The sequence below is a fragment of the Streptomyces sp. NPDC026589 genome, assembly GCF_040638385.1.
Lineage (GTDB): Bacteria > Actinomycetota > Actinomycetes > Streptomycetales > Streptomycetaceae > Streptomyces.
In genome coordinates this window covers 1-19134 of the sequence record NZ_JBEZYG010000042.1, presented here as the reverse complement: position 1 = coordinate 19134, position 19134 = coordinate 1, and the positions used below count along the sequence as shown (strand labels likewise).

18 protein-coding genes and 1 pseudogene are annotated in these 19134 nt (G+C 72.1%); 14 read left to right on the top strand and 5 right to left on the bottom strand.

Going from position 1 to position 19134, the window contains the following annotated elements:
• Positions 1–88 precede the first annotated feature (88 nt).
• Positions 89–733, top strand: coding sequence for a hypothetical protein (locus tag AB0F29_RS39395; protein ID WP_361883250.1), 645 nt, complete (start codon positions 89–91; stop codon positions 731–733).
• A gap of 394 nt (positions 734–1127) precedes the next feature.
• On the opposite strand, the gene AB0F29_RS39390 is transcribed toward AB0F29_RS39395, so the two are convergent.
• Complete coding sequence (locus tag AB0F29_RS39390) at positions 1128–1889, bottom strand: phosphoglyceromutase (protein ID WP_018959814.1); 762 nt, start codon at positions 1887–1889, stop codon at positions 1128–1130.
• 206 nt (positions 1890–2095) lie between these two features.
• Between AB0F29_RS39390 and AB0F29_RS39385 the strand changes: the two genes are divergently transcribed.
• Positions 2096–3424, top strand: a complete 1329-nt coding sequence (locus AB0F29_RS39385) for an MFS transporter (RefSeq protein ID WP_361883194.1) — start codon at positions 2096–2098, stop codon at positions 3422–3424.
• Between the two features lie 79 nt (positions 3425–3503).
• Here AB0F29_RS39385 and AB0F29_RS39380 read toward each other — a convergent pair whose 3' ends face one another.
• A complete protein-coding gene (locus AB0F29_RS39380) occupies positions 3504–3653 on the bottom strand; it encodes a hypothetical protein (RefSeq protein WP_003968180.1) in 150 nt (49 codons plus the stop codon).
• 286 nt (positions 3654–3939) lie between these two features.
• A complete protein-coding gene (gene phoU / locus AB0F29_RS39375; protein ID WP_018959812.1) occupies positions 3940–4617 on the bottom strand; it encodes a phosphate signaling complex protein PhoU in 678 nt (225 codons plus the stop codon).
• Positions 4618–4816: 199 nt separating this feature from the next.
• On the opposite strand from phoU, the gene AB0F29_RS39370 reads away from it, so the two are divergent.
• Together AB0F29_RS39370 and AB0F29_RS39365 are read left to right on the top strand one after the other, a co-directional pair.
• Positions 4817–6079, top strand: a complete 1263-nt coding sequence (locus AB0F29_RS39370; RefSeq protein ID WP_361883189.1) for an ATP-binding protein — start codon at positions 4817–4819, stop codon at positions 6077–6079.
• Complete coding sequence (locus tag AB0F29_RS39365) at positions 6076–6756, top strand: response regulator transcription factor (RefSeq protein ID WP_003968183.1); 681 nt, start codon at positions 6076–6078, stop codon at positions 6754–6756. The genes AB0F29_RS39370 and AB0F29_RS39365 overlap by 4 nt, the downstream gene beginning before the upstream one ends.
• 127 nt (positions 6757–6883) lie before the next feature.
• On the opposite strand, the gene AB0F29_RS39360 is transcribed toward AB0F29_RS39365, so the two are convergent.
• Positions 6884–7609: a DUF461 domain-containing protein gene (locus AB0F29_RS39360; RefSeq protein WP_361883185.1), complete on the bottom strand. Its 726-nt coding sequence runs from the start codon at positions 7607–7609 to the stop codon at positions 6884–6886.
• A gap of 763 nt (positions 7610–8372) precedes the next feature.
• On the opposite strand from AB0F29_RS39360, the gene AB0F29_RS39355 reads away from it, so the two are divergent.
• From AB0F29_RS39355 to rlmB, 10 genes are all read left to right on the top strand, one after another.
• Positions 8373–8855, top strand: coding sequence for a CarD family transcriptional regulator (locus AB0F29_RS39355; protein ID WP_003953493.1), 483 nt, complete (start codon positions 8373–8375; stop codon positions 8853–8855).
• Between the two features lie 366 nt (positions 8856–9221).
• Positions 9222–9989: a 2-C-methyl-D-erythritol 4-phosphate cytidylyltransferase gene (gene ispD, locus AB0F29_RS39350; protein WP_361883182.1), complete on the top strand. Its 768-nt coding sequence runs from the start codon at positions 9222–9224 to the stop codon at positions 9987–9989.
• A complete protein-coding gene (gene ispF / locus AB0F29_RS39345; protein ID WP_361883179.1) occupies positions 9979–10539 on the top strand; it encodes a 2-C-methyl-D-erythritol 2,4-cyclodiphosphate synthase in 561 nt (186 codons plus the stop codon). Before ispD ends, ispF begins: the two co-directional genes overlap by 11 nt.
• A 239-nt stretch (positions 10540–10778) precedes the next feature.
• The gene (locus AB0F29_RS39340) at positions 10779–11300 is read left to right on the top strand and encodes a GNAT family N-acetyltransferase (RefSeq protein WP_361883247.1); all 522 of its coding nucleotides are present in this window, start codon (positions 10779–10781) and stop codon (positions 11298–11300) included.
• A 27-nt stretch (positions 11301–11327) separates the two neighbouring features.
• Positions 11328–12860 (top strand): ABC transporter substrate-binding protein, encoded by a 1533-nt coding sequence (locus tag AB0F29_RS39335; RefSeq protein ID WP_361883177.1) that lies wholly within the window; start codon positions 11328–11330, stop codon positions 12858–12860.
• 4 nt (positions 12861–12864) lie between these two features.
• The gene (locus AB0F29_RS39330; RefSeq protein WP_361883175.1) at positions 12865–14586 is read left to right on the top strand and encodes an ABC transporter permease subunit; all 1722 of its coding nucleotides are present in this window, start codon (positions 12865–12867) and stop codon (positions 14584–14586) included.
• A gap of 8 nt (positions 14587–14594) precedes the next feature.
• Entirely contained in the window at positions 14595–15971 is a 1377-nt protein-coding gene (locus AB0F29_RS39325; protein WP_361883172.1) for an MFS transporter, read from the top strand.
• Between the two features lie 50 nt (positions 15972–16021).
• Positions 16022–16426 carry a PPOX class F420-dependent oxidoreductase gene (locus AB0F29_RS39320; RefSeq protein ID WP_361883169.1) on the top strand — a complete coding sequence of 135 codons (405 nt, stop codon included), beginning with the start codon at positions 16022–16024 and terminating at the stop codon, positions 16424–16426.
• 131 nt (positions 16427–16557) lie between these two features.
• Positions 16558–17958, top strand: a complete 1401-nt coding sequence (gene cysS, locus AB0F29_RS39315; protein ID WP_361883166.1) for a cysteine--tRNA ligase — start codon at positions 16558–16560, stop codon at positions 17956–17958.
• Positions 17959–18056: 98 nt separating this feature from the next.
• Positions 18057–19013 carry a 23S rRNA (guanosine(2251)-2'-O)-methyltransferase RlmB gene (rlmB, locus tag AB0F29_RS39310; RefSeq protein WP_018959802.1) on the top strand — a complete coding sequence of 319 codons (957 nt, stop codon included), beginning with the start codon at positions 18057–18059 and terminating at the stop codon, positions 19011–19013.
• A 26-nt stretch (positions 19014–19039) separates the two neighbouring features.
• Here rlmB and AB0F29_RS39305 read toward each other — a convergent pair.
• Positions 19040–19134, bottom strand: a pseudogene (locus AB0F29_RS39305) (transcriptional regulator); the annotation flags it as partial.

Genomic DNA, 19134 nt, shown 5'->3' with positions numbered 1-19134 from the left:
ACCCCGTCTGAGATGATCGGGCTCACACCTGGGGGTTCTTGTGCGAAAGATATCGACGGCTGCGACAGCGGTCCTGGCGTGCCTGGTCATGGGCGTCGCGCTGACCGGCTGCACGGACGGCGGCACCTCGGAGGAACCCTCCGCCACCCAGCTGCTCGACGACGCGAACGCCGCGATGAGCGATCTGAAGTCGGTGACCATCGAGACGGCCACCAAGGTGACCGGAGGCGAGGACCGGTCCAGCCACCTGGTGACCGACCTCAAGGCCACATGCGCGTACAGGACGGCCTCGGCCTCGGGCGCCCGGCTCGACCAGATCCGGATCGACGGGTCGGACTACGTCCGCCCCAATCGGACCCACATGGAGGAGTCGGGCCGGAAGACCGCGGGCAAGGGCGAGCAGAGACTGTGGATCAAGGACCTTTCCAGCGATTCGAAACCGGACGCCGGACTGTCCGACTGCACGCACGAGTTCACCTCGTTCGGCAAGGCCACCAAGGGTGAATCGTCAGAGATCAACGGGGTGCCGACGGTTCTGCTGAAGGTGCCCGACAACGAGACCAAGGGTGAATTCGGCTTCCACGTGGCCACCGAGGGCAAGCCGTACATCCTCAAGGTCGTCTACAAGGACGCCACGTTCGACAATACGGTGTCGTTCAGCGCCTTCGACGAGCCGTTGGACGTCCGTCCCCCGGACAAGGACGACGTCATCGACGTGAGCGGCACCGGCTGAACGACGGCATGAACGAGCCCCCTCCTCGCGGACGAAAACGACCGTCCGCGAGGTGAGGGGGCGCGGTGAGCCGGAGAAGGCGGACTTCTTCTTGCCCTGGCTCTGGCGGGCCCGTTGGGGCCCAGACAGGGCCCAGCGGCGTCGCCGCGGATGCCAAGCCGCGAAAGAGGAGCAGCCCCGCCCGGCTTACAGGGCACCGTTCTGCGACCCCGGCCTGACGCTGAAGGTGTACGCGCACCTCATGCCGAGCAGCCGGGACCGGGCCCGGAAGGCACTCGGGCAGGCACTCCGGCCGCCGCAGGATTCGCCGCGTTGAGGTCCCACAGTGGGCCCAGGTCGTGAAAATGCCCCCGCCCCGCGCCGTATGCGCAGGTCGGGGGCATGATCAGGAAACCTACTTCTTCTTGCCCTGGTTCTTCACGGCCTCGATGGCGGCCTTCGCCGCGTCCGGGTCCAGGTACGTGCCGCCCGGCTTCAGCGGCTTGAAGTCGGCGTCGAGCTCGTAGGAGAGCGGGATGCCGGTCGGGATGTTGAGGCCCGAGATCTCCTCGTCCGAGATGCCGTCCAGGTGCTTCACCAGACCGCGGAGGCTGTTGCCGTGCGCGGCGACCAGGACCGTGCGGCCCGTGAGGAGGTCCGGGACGATGCTGTCGAACCAGTACGGGAGCATGCGGACGACGACGTCCTTCAGGCACTCCGTGTCCGGGCGCAGCTCCGGCGGGAGCGTCGCGTAGCGCGGGTCGTCGAACTGGGAGTACTCGGCGTCGCGGTCCAGCGGCGGCGGCGGGGTGTCGTACGAGCGGCGCCACAGCATGAACTGCTCCTCGCCGAACTCGGCGAGCGTCTGCGCCTTGTCCTTGCCCTGGAGCGCGCCGTAGTGGCGCTCGTTCAGGCGCCAGGAACGGCGGACCGGGATCCAGAGGCGGTCGGCGGACTCCAGAGCCAGCTGGGCGGTCCGGATCGCGCGGCGCTGGAGGGAGGTGTGCAGGACGTCGGGGAGCAGACCGGCGTCCTTGAGCAGCTCACCGCCGCGGACTGCTTCCTTCTCGCCCTTTTCGGTGAGGTTGACGTCCACCCAACCGGTGAACAGGTTCTTCGCGTTCCATTCGCTCTCGCCGTGGCGGAGGAGGATCAGCTTGTACGGTGCGTCGGCCATGAGTCCGAGCGTAATCGAACCCGTGCGGGCTCCGCGCGCCCGCCCGTAACGCGGACAGGGCCCCGGCCGGGAGCGCCCACCGGGCGGACGATTGACGGGGGCCGTCAATCCAGTGGCGGGTGGGGACCGGGGCTTCGTAATGTCTCGGACGTTGTCGGGGGTGTTACCCGAGGCCTCGTTCCGTACGTCCCGTGGGGGGAATCCTTATGTCCGTCGCCGGTCTGCGCACAGCCGCCCGCGAGACCGTCTCCGGGATGCCCCGCGAGTTCTGGTGGCTGTGGACCAGCACCCTGGTCAACCGCCTCGGGGCGTTCGTCGCGACCTTCATGGCCCTGTACCTGACCCTGGACCGGGGCTACTCCGCTTCGTACGCCGGGCTCGTCGCCGCCCTCCACGGGCTCGGCGGGGTCATCTCGTCGCTCGGCGCCGGTGTGATGACCGACCGGCTCGGGCGGCGGCCCACCATGCTGATCGCCCAGGTCTCCACCGCGGTGTCGGTTGCCGTGCTCGGGTTCATGGTGCACCCCTTCGCCATCGCCGCCGTGGCGTTCTTCGTCGGCATGGCGAGCAACGCCTCCCGCCCCGCCGTCCAGGCGATGATGGCGGACATCGTGCCCCCGAAGGACCGGGTCCGGGCCTTCTCGCTCAACTACTGGGCCATCAACCTCGGCTTCGCGATCTCCTCCGCCGGGGCCGGCTTCATCGCCGAGTACAGCTACCTCGCCGGGTTCATCGGCGAGGCCCTGATGACGCTCGTGTGCGCCGTGCTCGTCTTCATGAAGGTCCCGGAGTCGCGGCCCGAGGAAGCGGTCGTGAAGACCGTCGGCGGCAAGCGGCCCAAGGACGAGGTGCGGCTGACCACCGTCCTGCGCGACGGGCGCTTCATGGGGGTCGTGGGGCTGTCGTTCCTGGTGTCGCTGATCTTCCAGCAGGGGTACGTGGGACTGCCGGTGGCGATGGGTACGGACGGGCTCTCCAGCTCCGACTTCGGTACCGCCATGGCCGTCAACGGTGTGCTGATCGTGGTCCTCCAGATCCCCGTCACCCGCTTCATCCAGCACCGCGACCCGCGTCGGCTGCTGATCATCTCCTCGGTGCTCGCCGGGTACGGCTTCGGGCTGACGGCCTTCGCCGGGTCGGTCGCCGCGTACGCCCTGACGGTGTGCGTCTGGACCCTGGCCGAGATCGTGAACGCGCCCACCCAGACGGGCCTGGTCGTGCAGTTGTCGCCCGCCAAGGGCCGGGGCCGCTACCAGGGCGTGTACACGATGTCCTGGTCGGTGGCCGCGCTCGTCGCACCACTGATGTCCGGCTTCGTGATCGACCACTACGGCGCCGCCTGGCTCTGGGCCGCCTGCGCCGTGATCGGCACGGTCGCCGGCCTCGGCTACTGGCTGCTGATGCGCGATCTGCCGCGCGAGGAGCACGCGGTGGCTGACGCCCTGCCCGAGCCCGCGCCCGTACCGGCCGAGGCCCGGCCGGACCTGGCCGAGCCGGAGGCCGCGCCCGCCGCCGCGGTGGAGCGGGCGGGCTGATCCGGACGGCCGGTGACGCGCATGGTGCCCGCCCGGAACAGAAGCCGGGCGGGCACCGTGCGTCCGTAGGAGGCGCGGGTCAGCCGGAGCAGCCGCCGCACTGGCACGGGGCACCGGACTGGCAGCCGCACCCGCAGCCCGACCCGCAGCCGCAGGCGCCGAGCACGGTTCGACGCACCACTTCGGTCGGGGTCTCCTGCTGGGGTTCGGTCGTGGGGGAATCGGCCATGGTTCCTCCTCAGGGCATACGGCTGGGCGGCGGACGCCGGTGCGCCGCCGCCGGGGACGTACGGCATGACCCACCGCTCACGGCCATGGCGTCGTCCGTCCCCGCCCCATTGCATGCCCACCCCCGCGGGCGCATCAACGGCGCACGCGTGCAGGAACATAAGTGCGACCCGCGTGCGCCGTCGTTCTCCGGTACGACAGCGGCTGCCGGGCTACCGGAGACACCGAGCTGTCGGAGTTACCGGCGTTGCCGGAGCCGCCAGAGCCACCGGCGGCCCAGGCCGCCGTTACGCGCCCTCGACCGGAGCCGCCGCCTGGATCTCGTCCGCGTGCTCGCCCGTCACCAGGTAGACGACGCGCTTGGCGACCGACACCGCGTGGTCGGCGAAGCGCTCGTAGTAGCGGCCCAGCAGCGTCACGTCGACGGCCGTCTCGATGCCGTGCTTCCAGCGGTCGTCCATCAGGTGCTGGAACAGCGTGCGGTGCAGCAGGTCCATCTCGTCGTCGTCCTGCTCCAGCTGGAGTGCCAGATCGACGTCCTTGGTGATGATGACCTCGGCCGCCTTGGCCATCAGGCGCTGGGCGAGCTGGCCCATCTCCAGAATGGTGGCGTGCAGGTCGTTCGGGACCGCCGCCTGCGGAAAGCGCAGCCGGGCCAGCTTCGCCACGTGCTGGGCGAGGTCGCCCGAGCGCTCCAGGTCGGCGCTCATCCGCAGCGAGGTGACCACGATCCGCAGGTCGGTCGCCACCGGCTGCTGGCGGGCGAGGAGCGCGATGGCGCGGGCCTCCAGGTCGTGCTGGAGGTCGTCGACCTTCTGGTCGCCGGCGATCACGGTCTCCGCCAGCGCCAGGTCGGCGTCGAGCATGGACGTGGTCGCCCGCCCGATCGCCGAGCCGACCAGCCGGGCCATCTCGACCAGGCCCTCTCCGATCGAATCGAGTTCCTCGTGGTAAGCGTCGCGCATGGGAAGTCCCTCTCCAGTTCCAGACTGAGGCCGGGGTCTCGGACCGACCCCCACGGTTACACGGTGGGGCCGGAACGCGTCCGCATCCGTCCCCCTAAGTGAACCGGCTCCTACCCCTCGGTGAACTCTGGGCGACGAGTGTTCGAGATGGCACTCGGACGGCTGGGAGGGAGTCGTCGCACCCGCATAACCTTGAAGCATGGACGTGAACGCGGCGGTCGCCGCAGCTGCAGCGATCGCCGGGCTGTTGACCGGTGTGATCGCCATGCTGGCGTTCCGCTGGAGCGAACGCGACCTGAAACGGCCCACGCGTACGTCGCTGCGGCCGGACAACAACGCGCCCCTGCCCCCCGGGGTGGACACCGTCCTCTCCGTTCTCAGCTCCTCCGCCGTCGTCCTCGACGAGAGCGACGGCGTGGTGAAGGCCAGCTCGGCGGCGTACGCCCTGGGCCTGGTCAGAGGCGGCCGGCTGGCCGTCGAACCCATGCTCAACATGGCCAGGGACACCCGGCGGGACGGAGAGATACGGCAGGGCGAGCTGGACCTGCCCCGGCGCGGCACGGGCCGGGGGGACACCCTCGCGGTCTCCGCCCGGGTCGCCCCGCTGGGCTCGCGGCTGGTGCTGCTGCTGGTCGAGGACCTCACCGAGGCCCGCCGGATAGAAGCGGTACGGCGCGACTTCGTCGCCAACGTCAGCCACGAGCTGAAGACGCCGACCGGAGCGCTCTCCCTGCTCTCCGAAGCGGTCATGGACGCCTCCGACGACCCGGAGGCGGTGGAGCGGTTCGCCGGGCGGATGCAGATCGAGGCGACCCGGCTGACCAACCTCGTCCAGGAGCTCATCGACCTCTCCCGGGTGCAGAACGACGACCCGCTGGAGGACGCCGAGCCGGTCAAGGTGGAGACGCTGGTCGCCGAGGCGATCGACCGCTGCCGCCAGCAGGCCGGCTCGAAGCAGATCACCATGGCCTCCGCGGGCGCTGAGGGCCTCAAAGTCTGGGGCAACCGCGGCCAGCTCGTCGGCGCGCTCGGCAATCTCGTCGAGAACGCCGTCAACTACAGCCCCGCCCACACCCGCGTCGGCATCGCCGCACGCCGCATCGCCTCACCGGGCGGGGACCTCATCGAGATAGCCGTCACCGACCAGGGGATCGGCATCTCCGAGAAGGACCGCGAACGGGTCTTCGAGCGGTTCTACCGCGTCGACCCGGCCCGCTCACGGGCCACCGGTGGCACCGGTCTCGGCCTCGCCATCGTCAAACACGTGGCCGCCTCGCACGGCGGGGAGGTCACCGTCTGGAGCTCCGAGGGACAGGGCTCCACCTTCACCCTCCGGCTGCCCGAATCGGGCGCCGCGAGGGAGCGCACCACCGGCGGACCGCTTATCGTCAACGGCGACGACGAGGGGCCGTACGAGACCGACACCTTTGACCCCTTCCCTGCCCCGGAGGCTCTTCCGTGACCCGAGTGCTTGTCGTCGAGGATGAGGAATCCTTCAGCGACGCCCTGTCCTACATGCTGCGCAAGGAAGGTTTCGAGGTCGCCATCGCGGCGACCGGCCCCGACGGGCTGGACGAGTTCGAGCGCAACGGCGCCGACCTGGTCCTGCTCGACCTGATGCTGCCCGGCCTGCCCGGCACCGAGGTGTGCCGCCAGCTCCGCAGCCGCTCCAACGTTCCGGTGATCATGGTCACCGCCAAGGACAGCGAGATCGACAAGGTCGTCGGGCTGGAAATAGGAGCCGACGACTACGTCACCAAGCCGTTCTCCTCCCGGGAGCTCGTCGCCCGCATCCGGGCCGTCCTGCGCCGCCGGGGCGAGCCGGAGGAGGTCACCCCGGCCGCCCTGGAGGCGGGCCCCGTCCGGATGGACGTGGACCGGCACGTGGTCACCGTCTCCGGCGGCAAGGTCGACCTCCCGCTCAAGGAGTTCGACCTGCTGGAGATGCTCCTGCGCAACGCGGGCCGGGTGCTGACCCGAATGCAGCTCATCGACCGGGTCTGGGGCGCGGACTACGTCGGCGACACCAAGACCCTCGACGTCCACGTGAAGCGCCTGCGCGCCAAGATCGAGCCCGACCCGGGCGCCCCGCGCTACCTCGTCACCGTACGGGGCCTGGGGTACAAGTTCGAGCCGTAAACCGAAGGACGCCGAGCGGGACGCCGCCCGCCCGCGGTATGCCGAAGGGGCGCTTCCCGGCCGGGAAGCGCCCCTTCGGCGTGCTGTACGCCCGTGGTCGCGTCACTACGGGCGGAGTGGTTCCGCGTCAGTCGGCCGCGGGCACCGAGGCGGCGTCGCCCGCGTCGCCCGTGCCCTGGGTGCCCGTCTCGCCCTGCGCGCCGGTCTCGCCCTGGGCGCCTTCGGTGCCGGCGCCGTTCTCCGGTGTGCCGGACGTCTCGCCCTCGGCCGCGCCGGGGGTCTCCCCCTCGCCGGACGCGCTGCCCGACGGCGTCGGCTTCGGCGCGGGCGCCTCCGCCTTCGGGCTGGGGCCGAAGTCCTTGAAGAAGCCCTCGGCCGGGAAGACGCTGGCGCCGAGGCCGACATCGCCGGTCCGGCTGAGCTTGAAGACGACCTGCTGGACGTCGCCGTTGCGTGCCGCCTCGCCGCTGTTCTCGATCACGGCGGCGGCGTTGCCCTTGCCGCCGAGCGTGACCTGGCCGCCGGCCGGGACCACGACGGGGCCGTCGCCCTTGGCGGCCTGGAGCTTCACCTCGACGTCGCTGCCGGGCAGCGTGACCGACTCCAGCACCTCGCGCTCGGTGCCTTCGTTGAACAGCGTCGCGGCGACGACGGCGGGGCCGTCCGCGCCGCCCTCGGGCTGCGTGAGCACGTTCACGTTCTGGATCTTGATGTCGCCCACCGTGGTGGCCGGGTTGTCCGGCCTGATCTTGAGCGTCTCGGCGTTGTTGCCCGCCGCGCACGCGGACAGAGAGACGATCGAGATCACGGTGGCGGCGGCGGCGAGGGCGCCGTGTCGAAGGCTGCGGCTCACGGCGGCGGCAACTCCTTGAACGAGTCGGACTGCGGACTTCGGACGTCAGTCGTCGAGCGGTGGTGTGTCGAGCGGTGGTGTAAAGCCGCCCTAAGGGTGTGTCAGCGGCCTTAGGCTACCGAGCCGCCGCACCCGCCCCGCACCCGACCCGCCCCTACGCGCTCCGGCTCTTCCCCCGGGGCGGTGAGGGGCGTTCCCCCGGGGGATGGCGAGGGGGGTCCCCGGGGCATGGTGAGGGATGTTCTCCAGGCGTGGCGAGGCAGGGGCCGGGAGGCCTCGGCGGTACATCCTCCGATGGGGCCGAGAGATGTTCTACCGGCGGGTACGCCATGTGCCGTTCACGTAATCCGCGTGATCAATTCTTCTGCACGCGTCGTGGCGTCGTGGTCGTTTCTTCGCCATTCCCGGCTTCGCGACGGAAAGGGGCCGGGCCTCATGTGGCTTGATCAATTTCATTGCGGCCGGACAGTTACGTCCGTACGGGTGAGCGATCACCGAACGGAGTACGGAATGATGGGCATCTCGAAAGCGACAAAACGGGACTTTCGTCCTCTTCTGTAGGGCTTCGGGGCTGTGTGGCGCGGCTGTTTCGCTCCGGGCGCACAGCGGCTCCGACCTGCGAATACCGTCTTCCGGAACCCTTCCGCAGCACGTTCGTGTTGCTGTTGTCAAGCCCCGAGATATGCCCTGACCTGCGAAAACGCCATTCAGGAGATGCGGTTCTCGTGTTACTCTGGATAGCCACGGAAGGGGTACCTGTCACATGACGTTCAAGGTTGGCGACACCGTGGTCTATCCCCATCACGGGGCCGCGCTGATCGAGGCTATCGAAACTCGCCAGATCAAAGGCGTGGACAAGACCTACTTGGTGCTCAAGGTCGCCCAGGGCGACTTGACGGTTCGTGTACCGGCGGACAATGCGGAGTTCGTGGGCGTGCGCGACGTGGTCGGGCAGGACGGGCTGGACCGGGTCTTCGAGGTGCTGCGCGCACCGTATGCAGAAGAGCCGACGAACTGGTCCCGGCGCTACAAGGCAAATCTCGAAAAGCTCGCCTCCGGCGATGTCATCAAGGTCGCCGAAGTAGTGCGTGACCTGTGGCGTCGGGAGCGCGAGCGCGGTCTCTCCGCAGGAGAGAAGCGCATGCTCGCCAAGGCCCGCCAGATCCTGGTGAGCGAGCTCGCTCTCGCGGAGAACACGAACGAGGACAAGGCCGAGGCTCTGCTCGACGAGGTCCTCGCGTCCTGAAAACTGGATTACTCCGGCTCGTGCGGCCGGAGCGCACCGGTTGTATGAATGTGCCGCGGTGCCCGCTGACCAGCCTTTTTCACGCTGTGTCGTCGGGCGCTGCGGCATGTTCGGACCCGCACCCGGTGCCCGACTGCCGGTAGCCCCGTGCGCGCGGTGTGATCCGCGTACGCGGTGGCCGTCGGTGAAGGACGGCCACCGTGCTGCGTGAGCCCCCGAGGCGACCTGCGCTCGACCGGGTGTCACGGAAGGGGCCCGGTGCGAGCCCAGGGCGTCACGCCCGGCTCGCTGGGCCCCTACCCATGTCGGTCGTGGAAACAAACCTGCCGAACCTTCGGACCTTCTCGGACCTTCGGAGTGCAACCGATGTCATCGACGCCACCCCCGACCGACCGGCCGCGCCCTCCCCGTACCGCCGCGGTGATCCCCGCGGCCGGACGGGGCGTGCGGCTCGGGCCGGGCGCGCCCAAGGCCCTTCGGGCGCTCGGCGGGACGCCCATGCTGATCCACGCCATTCGCGCCATGGCCGCGTCCCGGGCCGTCTCCCTCGTCGTGGTCGTCGCCCCGCCGGACGGCGCGCCCGAGGTGAAGCACCTCCTCGACGAACACGCGCTGCCCGAGCGCACCGACTATCTGGTGGTGCCGGGCGGTGAGACCCGCCAGGAGTCCGTCCGGCTGGGCCTCGACGCGCTGCCCGAGGACATCTCCGTCGTCCTGGTCCACGACGCCGCCCGCCCCCTGGTGCCGGTGGACACGGTCGACGCCGTCGCCTTGGCCGTACGGGACGGAGCGCCCGCCGTCGTTCCCGCGCTGCCCCTCGCGGACACCGTCAAGGAGGTGGAGCCCGCCGGTACGCCCGGAGAGCCGGAGCCGGTGCTCGCCACCCCCGTACGGGCCAGACTGCGCGCGGTGCAGACGCCGCAGGGCTTCGACCGGGACACGCTGGTCCGGGCCCACGCCGAGGTCGCGGTCGACGGCGAGGGCGCCACGGACGACGCGGGCATGGTGGAACGGCTCGGCGCGCCCGTGGTCGTCGTCCCCGGCCACGAGGAGGCGTTCAAGGTGACCCGGCCGCTCGATCTGGTGCTGGCCGAGGCGGTACTCGCCCGCAGGAGGGCCAACGATGGTTTCTGAGAACCCCGGCGCGGGAAGCCCCGGCGTGGGAGACCCCGGGGCGGGAGACCCCGGGGCGGGAGCCCCCGCCCCCGTCATCCCGCTCGTCGGCATCGGCACCGACATCCACGCCTTCGAAGAGGGCCGCGAGCTGTGGTGCGCGGGCCTGAAGTGGGAGGGCGAGGGGCCCGGGCTGGCCGGCCACTCGGACGCCGACGTCGTCGCGCACGCCGCCTGCAACGCGCTCTTCTCGGCCGCCGGCCTCGGCGACCTCGGGCAGCACTTCGGCACCGGCCGCCCCGAGTGGTCCGGGGCCGCGGGCGTCACGCTGCTCACCGAGGCCGCCCGGATCGTCCGCGCCGAAGGCTTCGAGATCGGGAACGTCGCCGTCCAGGTCGTCGGCGTCCGCCCGAAGATCGGCAAGCGGCGCGAGGAGGCGCAGAAGGTGCTGTCCGACGCCGTGGGTGCCCCGGTCTCGCTCTCCGCCGCCACCTCCGACGGGCTCGGCTTCACCGGCCGCGGCGAGGGCATCGCCGGCATCGCGACCGCTCTGGTCTACCGCACCGCCTGACGCCCGGGCGGCCCCCGGCCCGCCTCCTCCTGCACATCACTTGCACGTACGCTGAAGATGCAAGCGAAGTGAAGGAGGAGGCGGAAGTGGTACCGGTGACCAGTGCGACCACGGTGATGGCGGGGGCGGGGACACACGCAGACCGGACCGGCGACCGGACCGCCCACGACGGCCACCCGGACGCCGGATACGTCCTGCGCACCGCCACAGCCGACGACCTCGGCGGAGCGCGGGCCGTGATGCTCGACACCGTCTACCGCGACCTGAAGTCCGGCTACGTACCCCGCTGGCACGCCGACATCATCGACCCCCGGGCCGCCTATCTGCGCCCCGAGCGCTGCACCCTGCTCGTCGTCGAGCACCGCGGCGAGATCGTCGCCACCGGGGCCGTGCGCGACCGGGGGCCGCAGGCGCCGCCCAATCCTCCGTGGGTCGCCGAGCGCTTCCCCTCCGGGACCACCGCGCAGCTCTGCCGGATCTATGTGCGCCCCGAGCACCGCAGGCACGGACTGGCCCGGCGACTGGTGCGCGAGCTGGCGGAGTTCGCCGCCCGGGCCGGGGGCTACGAGGCGCTGTACCTGCACACCGACCCCGCCGTGCCGGGCGCCGAGCCCTTCTGGCGTTCGCTGGCCCGCGAGGTGTGCGACGAGCGGGCGCTGCCCGGGGGCGGGCAGGGGATCGTCCACTTCGAGCTGCCGATGCCCCGGGCCGTCCCCGTTCCCGTCGGCGCCTCGACCCGCACCACCCCGCCCGTTAGATGACAATCGTTTTCATATAAGGTCGTCGCCATGCCCGCCTCCCGCCCCCGCCTTCCCCGCCGCCGCGTCGCGCTGCCCCTGGCCGCCGCCATGCTCCTCGTGCCCGTCGCCACCGCCTGCACCTCGTCCACGGACTCCGGCGGCTCCGGCGAGGCCCAGCGGCTGAAGGTGGCCATGGCCTTCCCGCCCGCCCAGGCCATGTCCCCGTACGGCGACGACGCCGTCACCCTGAGTCGGCTCGCCGTCGTCGAAGGGCTCACCCGGCTCGACCGGAACGGGGAGGCCCGGCCCGCGCTCGCCGCCACCTGGAAGCGCGACGGCGAGAAGACCTGGGAGTTCACCGTCCGCGAGGACGCCGTCTTCCAGGACGGGACGAAGCTCGACGCCGCCGCCGTGGTCCGCTCGCTGGCCGCCGCGCAGAAGGCGTCCCCCAAGCCCCGGGTGCTGTCCGACACCACGCTCACCCCCACGGCCGCGGGCGCGGACACCGTACGGATCACCACCAAGGACGCCGACCCCCTGCTGCCCCAGCGGCTCGCCAACCCCTCCCTGAGCATCCTGTCCGCCGCCGCGTACAAGGACGCCTCCAAGGTGAACCCCGCCGGGCACGCCACCGGACCCTTCACCCTCACCGAGGTCAACGGCGCGGTCAGCGCCACCCTGGAGCGCAACGACACCTACTGGGGCGGCAGGGCGAAGGCCCCCGGCGTCGACGTGAAGTTCGTCGCCGACGGCACCGCCCGCGCCAACGCGCTGCGGACCAAGGACGTCGACGTCGCCGAGTACGTACCGATCTCCCAGGCCTCGCTGCTCGGCGACGGCCTGGTCCACGAGTTCCCCTCCGCCCGCACCAACGGCCTCTCCCTCAACACCGGACGCGGCGTCTTCGCCGACCCGGCGATGCGCGCCGCCGCCCGCGAGGCCATCGACCCCAAGGCCCTGGTCGACGGCGTCTACGAAGGGCGCGCCGACGCCGCCCAGGGGCTGCTGGGCCCCGGCGTCCCGTGGGCCGCCGACCTGCGCACCGCCCCCACCGGCCGCGCGAAAGCCGCCGCCCCGGCCGAGGTGAGCAAGACGTCCGCGATCGTGCTGGCCACCTACACCAACCGGCCCGAGCTGCCCGAGGCCGCCACCGTCGTCCAGCAGCAGCTGGAGAAGAGCGGCTTCACCGTCAAGCAGGTCGTCCGCGACTACGCGCAGCTGGAGGCCGACGCGCTCGCCGGGAAGTACGACGCGTTCATCCAGGCCCGCAACACCCTCCTGGACACCGCCGACCCGGTCTCCTACCTCGCCTCCGACTTCACCTGCGACGGCAGCTTCAACATCACCCAGCTCTGCGCGAACCCCGTCGACGCCGCCGTCGACAAGGCCGCAGCCCTCGCCGACACCGACGCCCGCCACCGGGCCGAGATGACCGCCGAGGCCGCGATCCTCGGCTCCGACGCCCTCATCCCGCTCGTCCACGAACGCTTCGTGCAGGGCTACGACGACACCCGCGTCCAGGGCGTCGCCCTCGACCCGATGGAGCGCACCCTCATCACCGCCGACACCCGCGTCGGGTGACCGCGTGAAGTACCTCGCCGGACGGCTCGGCGCGCTGCTCGCCGTCGTCGCGGTGATCGGGCTGCTGCCCTGGCTGACCCGGACCGACCCGGCCCGCACGATCCTGCACGCCCGCTACGCCGACCGGGCCCCGACCCCCGAGACCCTCGCCGCGATCCGCGCCGAGACCGGGCTCGACGGCGGGCCGTGGCACGTCCTGGGCGGCTGGCTCGGCGGACTCGTACGCGGCGACCTCGGTGCCTCCTGGGTCTCCGGGCAGCCCGTCGGACCCGACGTGGCCGCCGCGCTCGGCAACTCCCTCACCCTGATGGCCGCCTCGCTCGCCGTCGCCCTGCTCCTCGCCCTCGCGCTGAGCGCCGCCACCCTCCGGCGCGGGGCCGCGCGCCGGATCGTCCGCGTGCGCGCCGGAGCGGGCGCCGCGGTCCTCGCCGCACTGCCCGAGTTCCTGCTCGCCGCCGTACTGGCCACGGTGTTCGCCGTGCACCTCGGGTGGTTCCCGGCGCTCGGCTGGGGCGCCCCCGACCAGCTCGTGCTGCCCGCGCTCGCCATGGGCGTCCCCGCCGGGGCGCTGCTCGGCCGGCTGCTGGACGACGCCCTGCCCGGCGCGTTCGCCGAACCCTGGGCCCGGGCCGCCGCCGCGAACGGCCTGCCCGGCCGCACCATCGCCCGGCACGCCCTGCGCCGGGCGCTGCCGGGCCTGCTGCCCCAACTCGGCCTGGTCGCGGTCGGGCTGACCGGCGGGGCGGTCGCCGTCGAGACGCTGTACGCCATCCCGGGCCTCGGCGGTACGGCCCTGGCCGCCGCCCTCGCCCAGGACCTGCCCGTCCTCCAGTCGACCGTCCTGGTCCTGCTGCTCCTCGGCGTCGCCGCGGGCCTCCTCTCCCGCCTCGCGGTCCGCGTGCTGCTCGGCCCCGCGCTCACCGACCGCGCGCTCCCCGCCCTCGTCGCGCCCCGGCTGCCCGGCCGCCGCGCGCTCGCCCTCGCCGCCCTCGTCCTCGGCGGCCTCCTGATCGCCGTCACCGTCGCGGGCCTCCTGCGCGACCCGCTCCACGTCGACACGGCCGCCCGCCTCGCCGGCCCCTCCGCCGCACACCCCTTCGGCACCGACAACCTCGGCCGCGACGTCCTCGCCCGCCTCGGCCACGGCACGGCCCGCACCGCACTGGCGGCCGTCGCGGTCGGAGCCGTCACCCTGATGCTCGGGCTGCTCCTCGGAGCGTTGCGCGCCGGGGCGCTCACCGAGACGGCGAACGCGCTCCCCGCCGTCCTCGCCGGCCTCGTCGTCGCGGGTATCGCCGGCCCGGGCCCCTGGGGCGCCTCAGCGGCCGTGGCCGCCGTCGCCTGGGCCCCGCTCGCCGCCCACACCGCCGCCCTGTACACCCAGGAGAAAGCCGCCCCGCACCTCGCCGCCGCCGCGGCCCTCGGCGCGGACCGGGCCCACCTCCTGCGCCGCCACCTCCTGCCCGGAGTCCTCCCGCCCGTGGTGCGCCACGCCCTGCTCCGCATCCCGGCCATCGCGCTCGCCCTCGCCTCCCTCGGCTTCCTCGGCCTCGGCACGCAGGCCCCGGCACCGGAGTGGGGCCGGATGCTGTCGGAGAACATGCCGTACGCCGAACGCGCCCCTTGGGCCGTCCTCGCCCCCGCCGCCGCCCTCGCCGTCCTCGGCACCCTGGCCGTCCTCACCTCGGCCGCGGTGCGCGGGCGCACCCCGGCAGGCCTGAAGTGAACCGGCCCGTGCCCGCGAAGGCCGACGAGCCCCTGCCCGCCGGCGCGCCCGCACCCGCGCAAGCCGCCGCCCCCACCAGGGCGAACCGCAGGCCCCGGCTCGCGAGCGCCCCCACCCCCTACCTCCGGCTCCTCACCGCCACCCAGTTCGCCTTCAACATCGGCTTCTACGCCGTCCTGCCCTACCTGGCCACCCACCTCGGCAGCGGCCTCGGCATGGCGGGCTGGCTCGTCGGCCTCGTCCTCGGGCTGCGCACCTTCAGCCAGCAGGGCCTGTTCGTCGTCGGCGGCGCCCTCACCGACCGCTACGGCCCGCGCCCCGTCGTGCTGGCGGGCTGCGCCCTGCGGATCGCCGGATTCGGCTGGCTCGCCCTCGCCGGATCCACGGCCACCGTCATCGCCGCCGTCCTCCTCATCGGCTTCGCCGCCGCGCTGTTCTCCCCGGCCGTCGAGTCCGAGGCCGCCCGCGAGGCCGTCCGGCACGAACAGGCCACCGGCGCCCCGCGCGCCCACGTCCTCGCCCTGTTCTCCGCCGCCGGGCAGGCCGGAGCGTTCATCGGACCGCTGCTCGGCTCCCTGCTCCTGCTGCTCGGCGGCGGCTTCCGGGCCGCCTGCCTCGCCGGGGCCGCCGTCTTCGTCGCCGTACTGGCCGGGCACGCCCGCCTGATGCCGCGCGCCGCCCCCGTACGGGAACCCGCGGCCGACCCCGTACGAGGACGGGGGGAGGCACAGGCGCCGGACGCCGTCACCCGTACGGCCCCACCGGAACGGTCGCCGTGGCGGGCGGTCTTCACCAACCGGGCGTTCCTCCTGCTCTGCCTCGCGTACAGCAGCTACCTCGTCGCCTACAACCAGCTCTATCTCTCGCTGCCCGTCGAGGTGGAACGGGCCACCGGATCGGGGGCCGCGCTCGGCTGGCTCTTCGCCCTGTCCTCGCTGCTCGTCGTCGTCGCCCAGTTGCCGCTGACCCGCTGGTCCGCCCACCGGATCGCCCCGCGCACCGCGCTCGTCACCGGCCTCGCCATCGTCGCCGCCGGGTTCGCCGCCGTACCGCTCACCCCGGCAGGACCCGGCGGCCTTCTGCCCGGCGCGACGCTCGTCGTCCTGCTGACCCTGGGCCAGATGCTGCTGGTCCCCGCCGCCCGGGGCCTGGTGCCCGACCTGGTCGAGGACCGGCAGCTCGGGCTGGCCACCGGGGCCCTGTCCTCCGTCTCCGGGATCGCCGTCCTCGCGGGGAGCGCGGCGACCGGCGCCCTGCTCGACGCGCCCGCGCCCGTGCGGTGGGCGGTGCTCGCGGCGATCCCGCTGACCGGGGCGGCGCTCGCGTTCACCCTTCCGGCGGGCCGGGGCGGGAAGGATCGGCGAACGCGCGCGGTTGCGGGGTAGGAGCAGCACTGGACGAAGGACCGACCCGCAGCGCACAGGAGGCCGTAACGATGACCGCCGCACTCTCCGCCGAGCTCAAGAACCTGCTCGACAGCCCCGTGTTCGTCAACATCGCCACCATCCAGCCCGACGGCAGCCCCCAGGTCACCCCCGTCTGGGTCAAGCGCGACGGCGACGACCTCCTGATCTCCACCACCGTCGGCCGCCGCAAGGAGAAGAACCTCCGCCGCGACCCGCGCGTCACCGTGGTCGTCCAGCCCTTCGACAACCCGTACACCTACGCCGAGATCCGCGGCGAGGCGACGCTGACGACGGACGGCGGGCAGGAACTGATCGACGAACTGTCGGTGAAGTACACCGGCAAGCCGTACGCGGAGTTCAACCCGGACTCCGCCGCCGACGACCCCCGCGTCGTCGTCCGCGTCTCCCCGCGCAAGATCGTCGGCCGCCTCTAGGTCCCACCGGGGGCGTGAGAACGCTCTCCGAGCCCTTCCAGGGCCGTTCCGGGGCATCCCGGTACCAGAAAGTTGTCCCCGCGATCCCCAAGGGTCGCGGGGCACTGGTGCGGGCCTACTACCCTTGAGGCGTGACTATTCGCCTGCACGACACCAACGCCCGGCAGATCCGTGACTTCGTCCCGCTCACAGCGGGCTGCGTCTCGATCTACCTCTGTGGCGCCACTGTCCAGGCAGCACCGCACATCGGCCACATCCGCTCGGGCCTGAACTTCGACATCATGCGCCGCTGGTTCACGTACCGCGGCTACGACGTCACGTTCATCCGGAACGTCACCGACATCGACGACAAGATCATCGCGAAGTCCGCCGACCAGGGCCGCCCGTGGTGGTCGATCGGCTACGAGAACGAGCGCGCGTTCAACGACGGCTACGACGCGCTGGGCTGCCTGCCGCCCACCTACGAGCCGCGCGCCACCGGCCACGTTCCCGAGATGATCGAGATGATGCGCGGCCTCATCGAGAGCGGTCACGCCTACGAGGCCGACGGCAACGTCTACTTCGACGTGCGCTCCCTGCCCAGCTATCTGGAACTCTCCAACCAGGAGCTGGACGATCTGCGCCAGCCCTCCGGCGACGGCGAGACCGGCAAGCGCGACCAGCGTGACTTCGCCATGTGGAAGACCACCAAGCCGGGCGAGCCCAGCTGGGAGACGCCCTGGGGCCGCGGCCGGCCCGGCTGGCACCTGGAGTGCTCCGCGATGGCCCACAAGTACCTGGGCCCCGCCTTCGACATCCACGGCGGCGGCATCGACCTGATCTTCCCCCACCACGAGAACGAGATCGCCCAGGCCAAGGCCTACGGCGACCAGTTCGCGAAGTACTGGGTGCACAACGGCTGGGTCACCCTGTCCGGCGAGAAGATGTCCAAGTCGCTGGGCAACTCCGTCCTCGTCAGCGAGATGGTCAAGCACTGGCGCCCGATCGTCCTGCGCTACTACCTCGGCACCCCGCACTACCGGTCCATGATCGAGTACAGCGAGGAGGCCCTGCGCGAGGCCGAGTCCGCGTTCGCGCGGATCGAGGGCTTCGTCCAGCGCGTCACCGAGAAGGCCGGCGAGGTCGTCGCCCCCGCCGCCGAGGTGCCGCCCGCCTTCGCCGAGGCGATGGACGAGGACCTGGGCGTTCCCCAGGCGCTCGCGATCATCCACACCACCGTCCGCCAGGGCAACAGCGCACTGGCCGCCGACGACAAGGAAGCCGCGGTCGACCGCCTCGCCGAGGTCCGGGCCATGCTCGGCGTCCTCGGCCTCGACCCGCTCGACCCGCACTGGGCGGGCGAGAGCGACCGGGGCGAGGACCTGCACGGCGTCGTCGACACCCTCGTGCGCCTCGTCCTCGACCAGCGGCAGTCCGCCCGCGCCCGCAAGGACTGGGCCGCCGCCGACGCCATCCGCGACCAGCTCAACCAGTCCGGCCTCGTCATCGAGGACAGCCCCACCGGCCCCCGGTGGACGCTGGGACCGCGCTGAGCACCCGCTCCGAGCAGTGAGATTGTGCCGCCCGGCGATCCGGGCGGCACACTTTCCTTATACATACGTACGTCTGAAAGCAACGAAACAGGTAGATCATGGCCGGGAACAGCCAACGCAGGAACCGCCGCACGTCCAACAAGAAGGGCATGCAGGTCGGCAGCGGTGGCCAGCGACGCCGTGGTCTCGAAGGCAAGGGACCGACGCCGCCGGCCTCCGTCCGTAAGGGACACAAGAAGAACCGGGTCGCCAACGCCCAGGCCAAGCAGGCCGCCGCCCGCCGCCCCGCCCCCCGGCGCGGCGGCGTCAAGGGCACCTCGGAGATGGTCGTCGGCCGCAACCCGGTCTACGAGGCCCTGCGCGACGGCGTGCCCGCCGTCACCCTCTACGTCCAGCAGTACATCGACAACGACGAGCGCGTCCGCGACGCCCTCAAGCTCGCGAGCGAGCGCGGCAACATCAACCTGATGGAGGCCCCGCGCCCCGAGCTGGACCGGATGACGAACGGCCTGAACCACCAGGGCCTCGTCCTCCAGGTCCCGCCGTACGAGTACGCGCACCCGGAGGACCTCACCGCCGCCGCGTACGACAACAACGAGGACCCGCTGATCGTCGCCCTCGACGGGGTGACCGACCCGCGCAACCTCGGCGCCATCGTCCGCTCGGTCTCCGCGTTCGGCGGCCACGGCGTGGTCGTCCCCGAGCGCCGCGCGGCCGGCATGACCGCCGGTGCGTGGAAGTCCTCCGCCGGCACGGCGGCCCGCACACCCGTCTCCCGGGTCACCAACCTCACCCGCGCCCTGGAGGGCTACCAGAAGGCGGGCCTCACCGTCGTCGGCCTGGCCGCCGACGGCGAGCACACGGTCGAGGACCTGGAGCAGCTGGCGGGCCCCGTCGTCATCGTCATCGGCAGCGAGGGCAAGGGCCTCGGCCGTCTCGTCGGCGAGACCTGCGACTACCGGGTACGGATCTCGATGCCGGGCGGCGCGGAGTCGCTCAACGCCGGTGTCGCGGCGGGCATCGTGCTGTACGAGGTGGCGCGCCGCCGCGGATAGCCGTCCGGCGGGCGGCGGGCCGCGGGCTCCGCCAGATCCGGGACCAGGGAGCGCCTGCCTTGCTCGACGGAGGCGATCGTGTCCTCCTGTACGCCCGCGGCCTGGGCGAGTTCGACCTGTG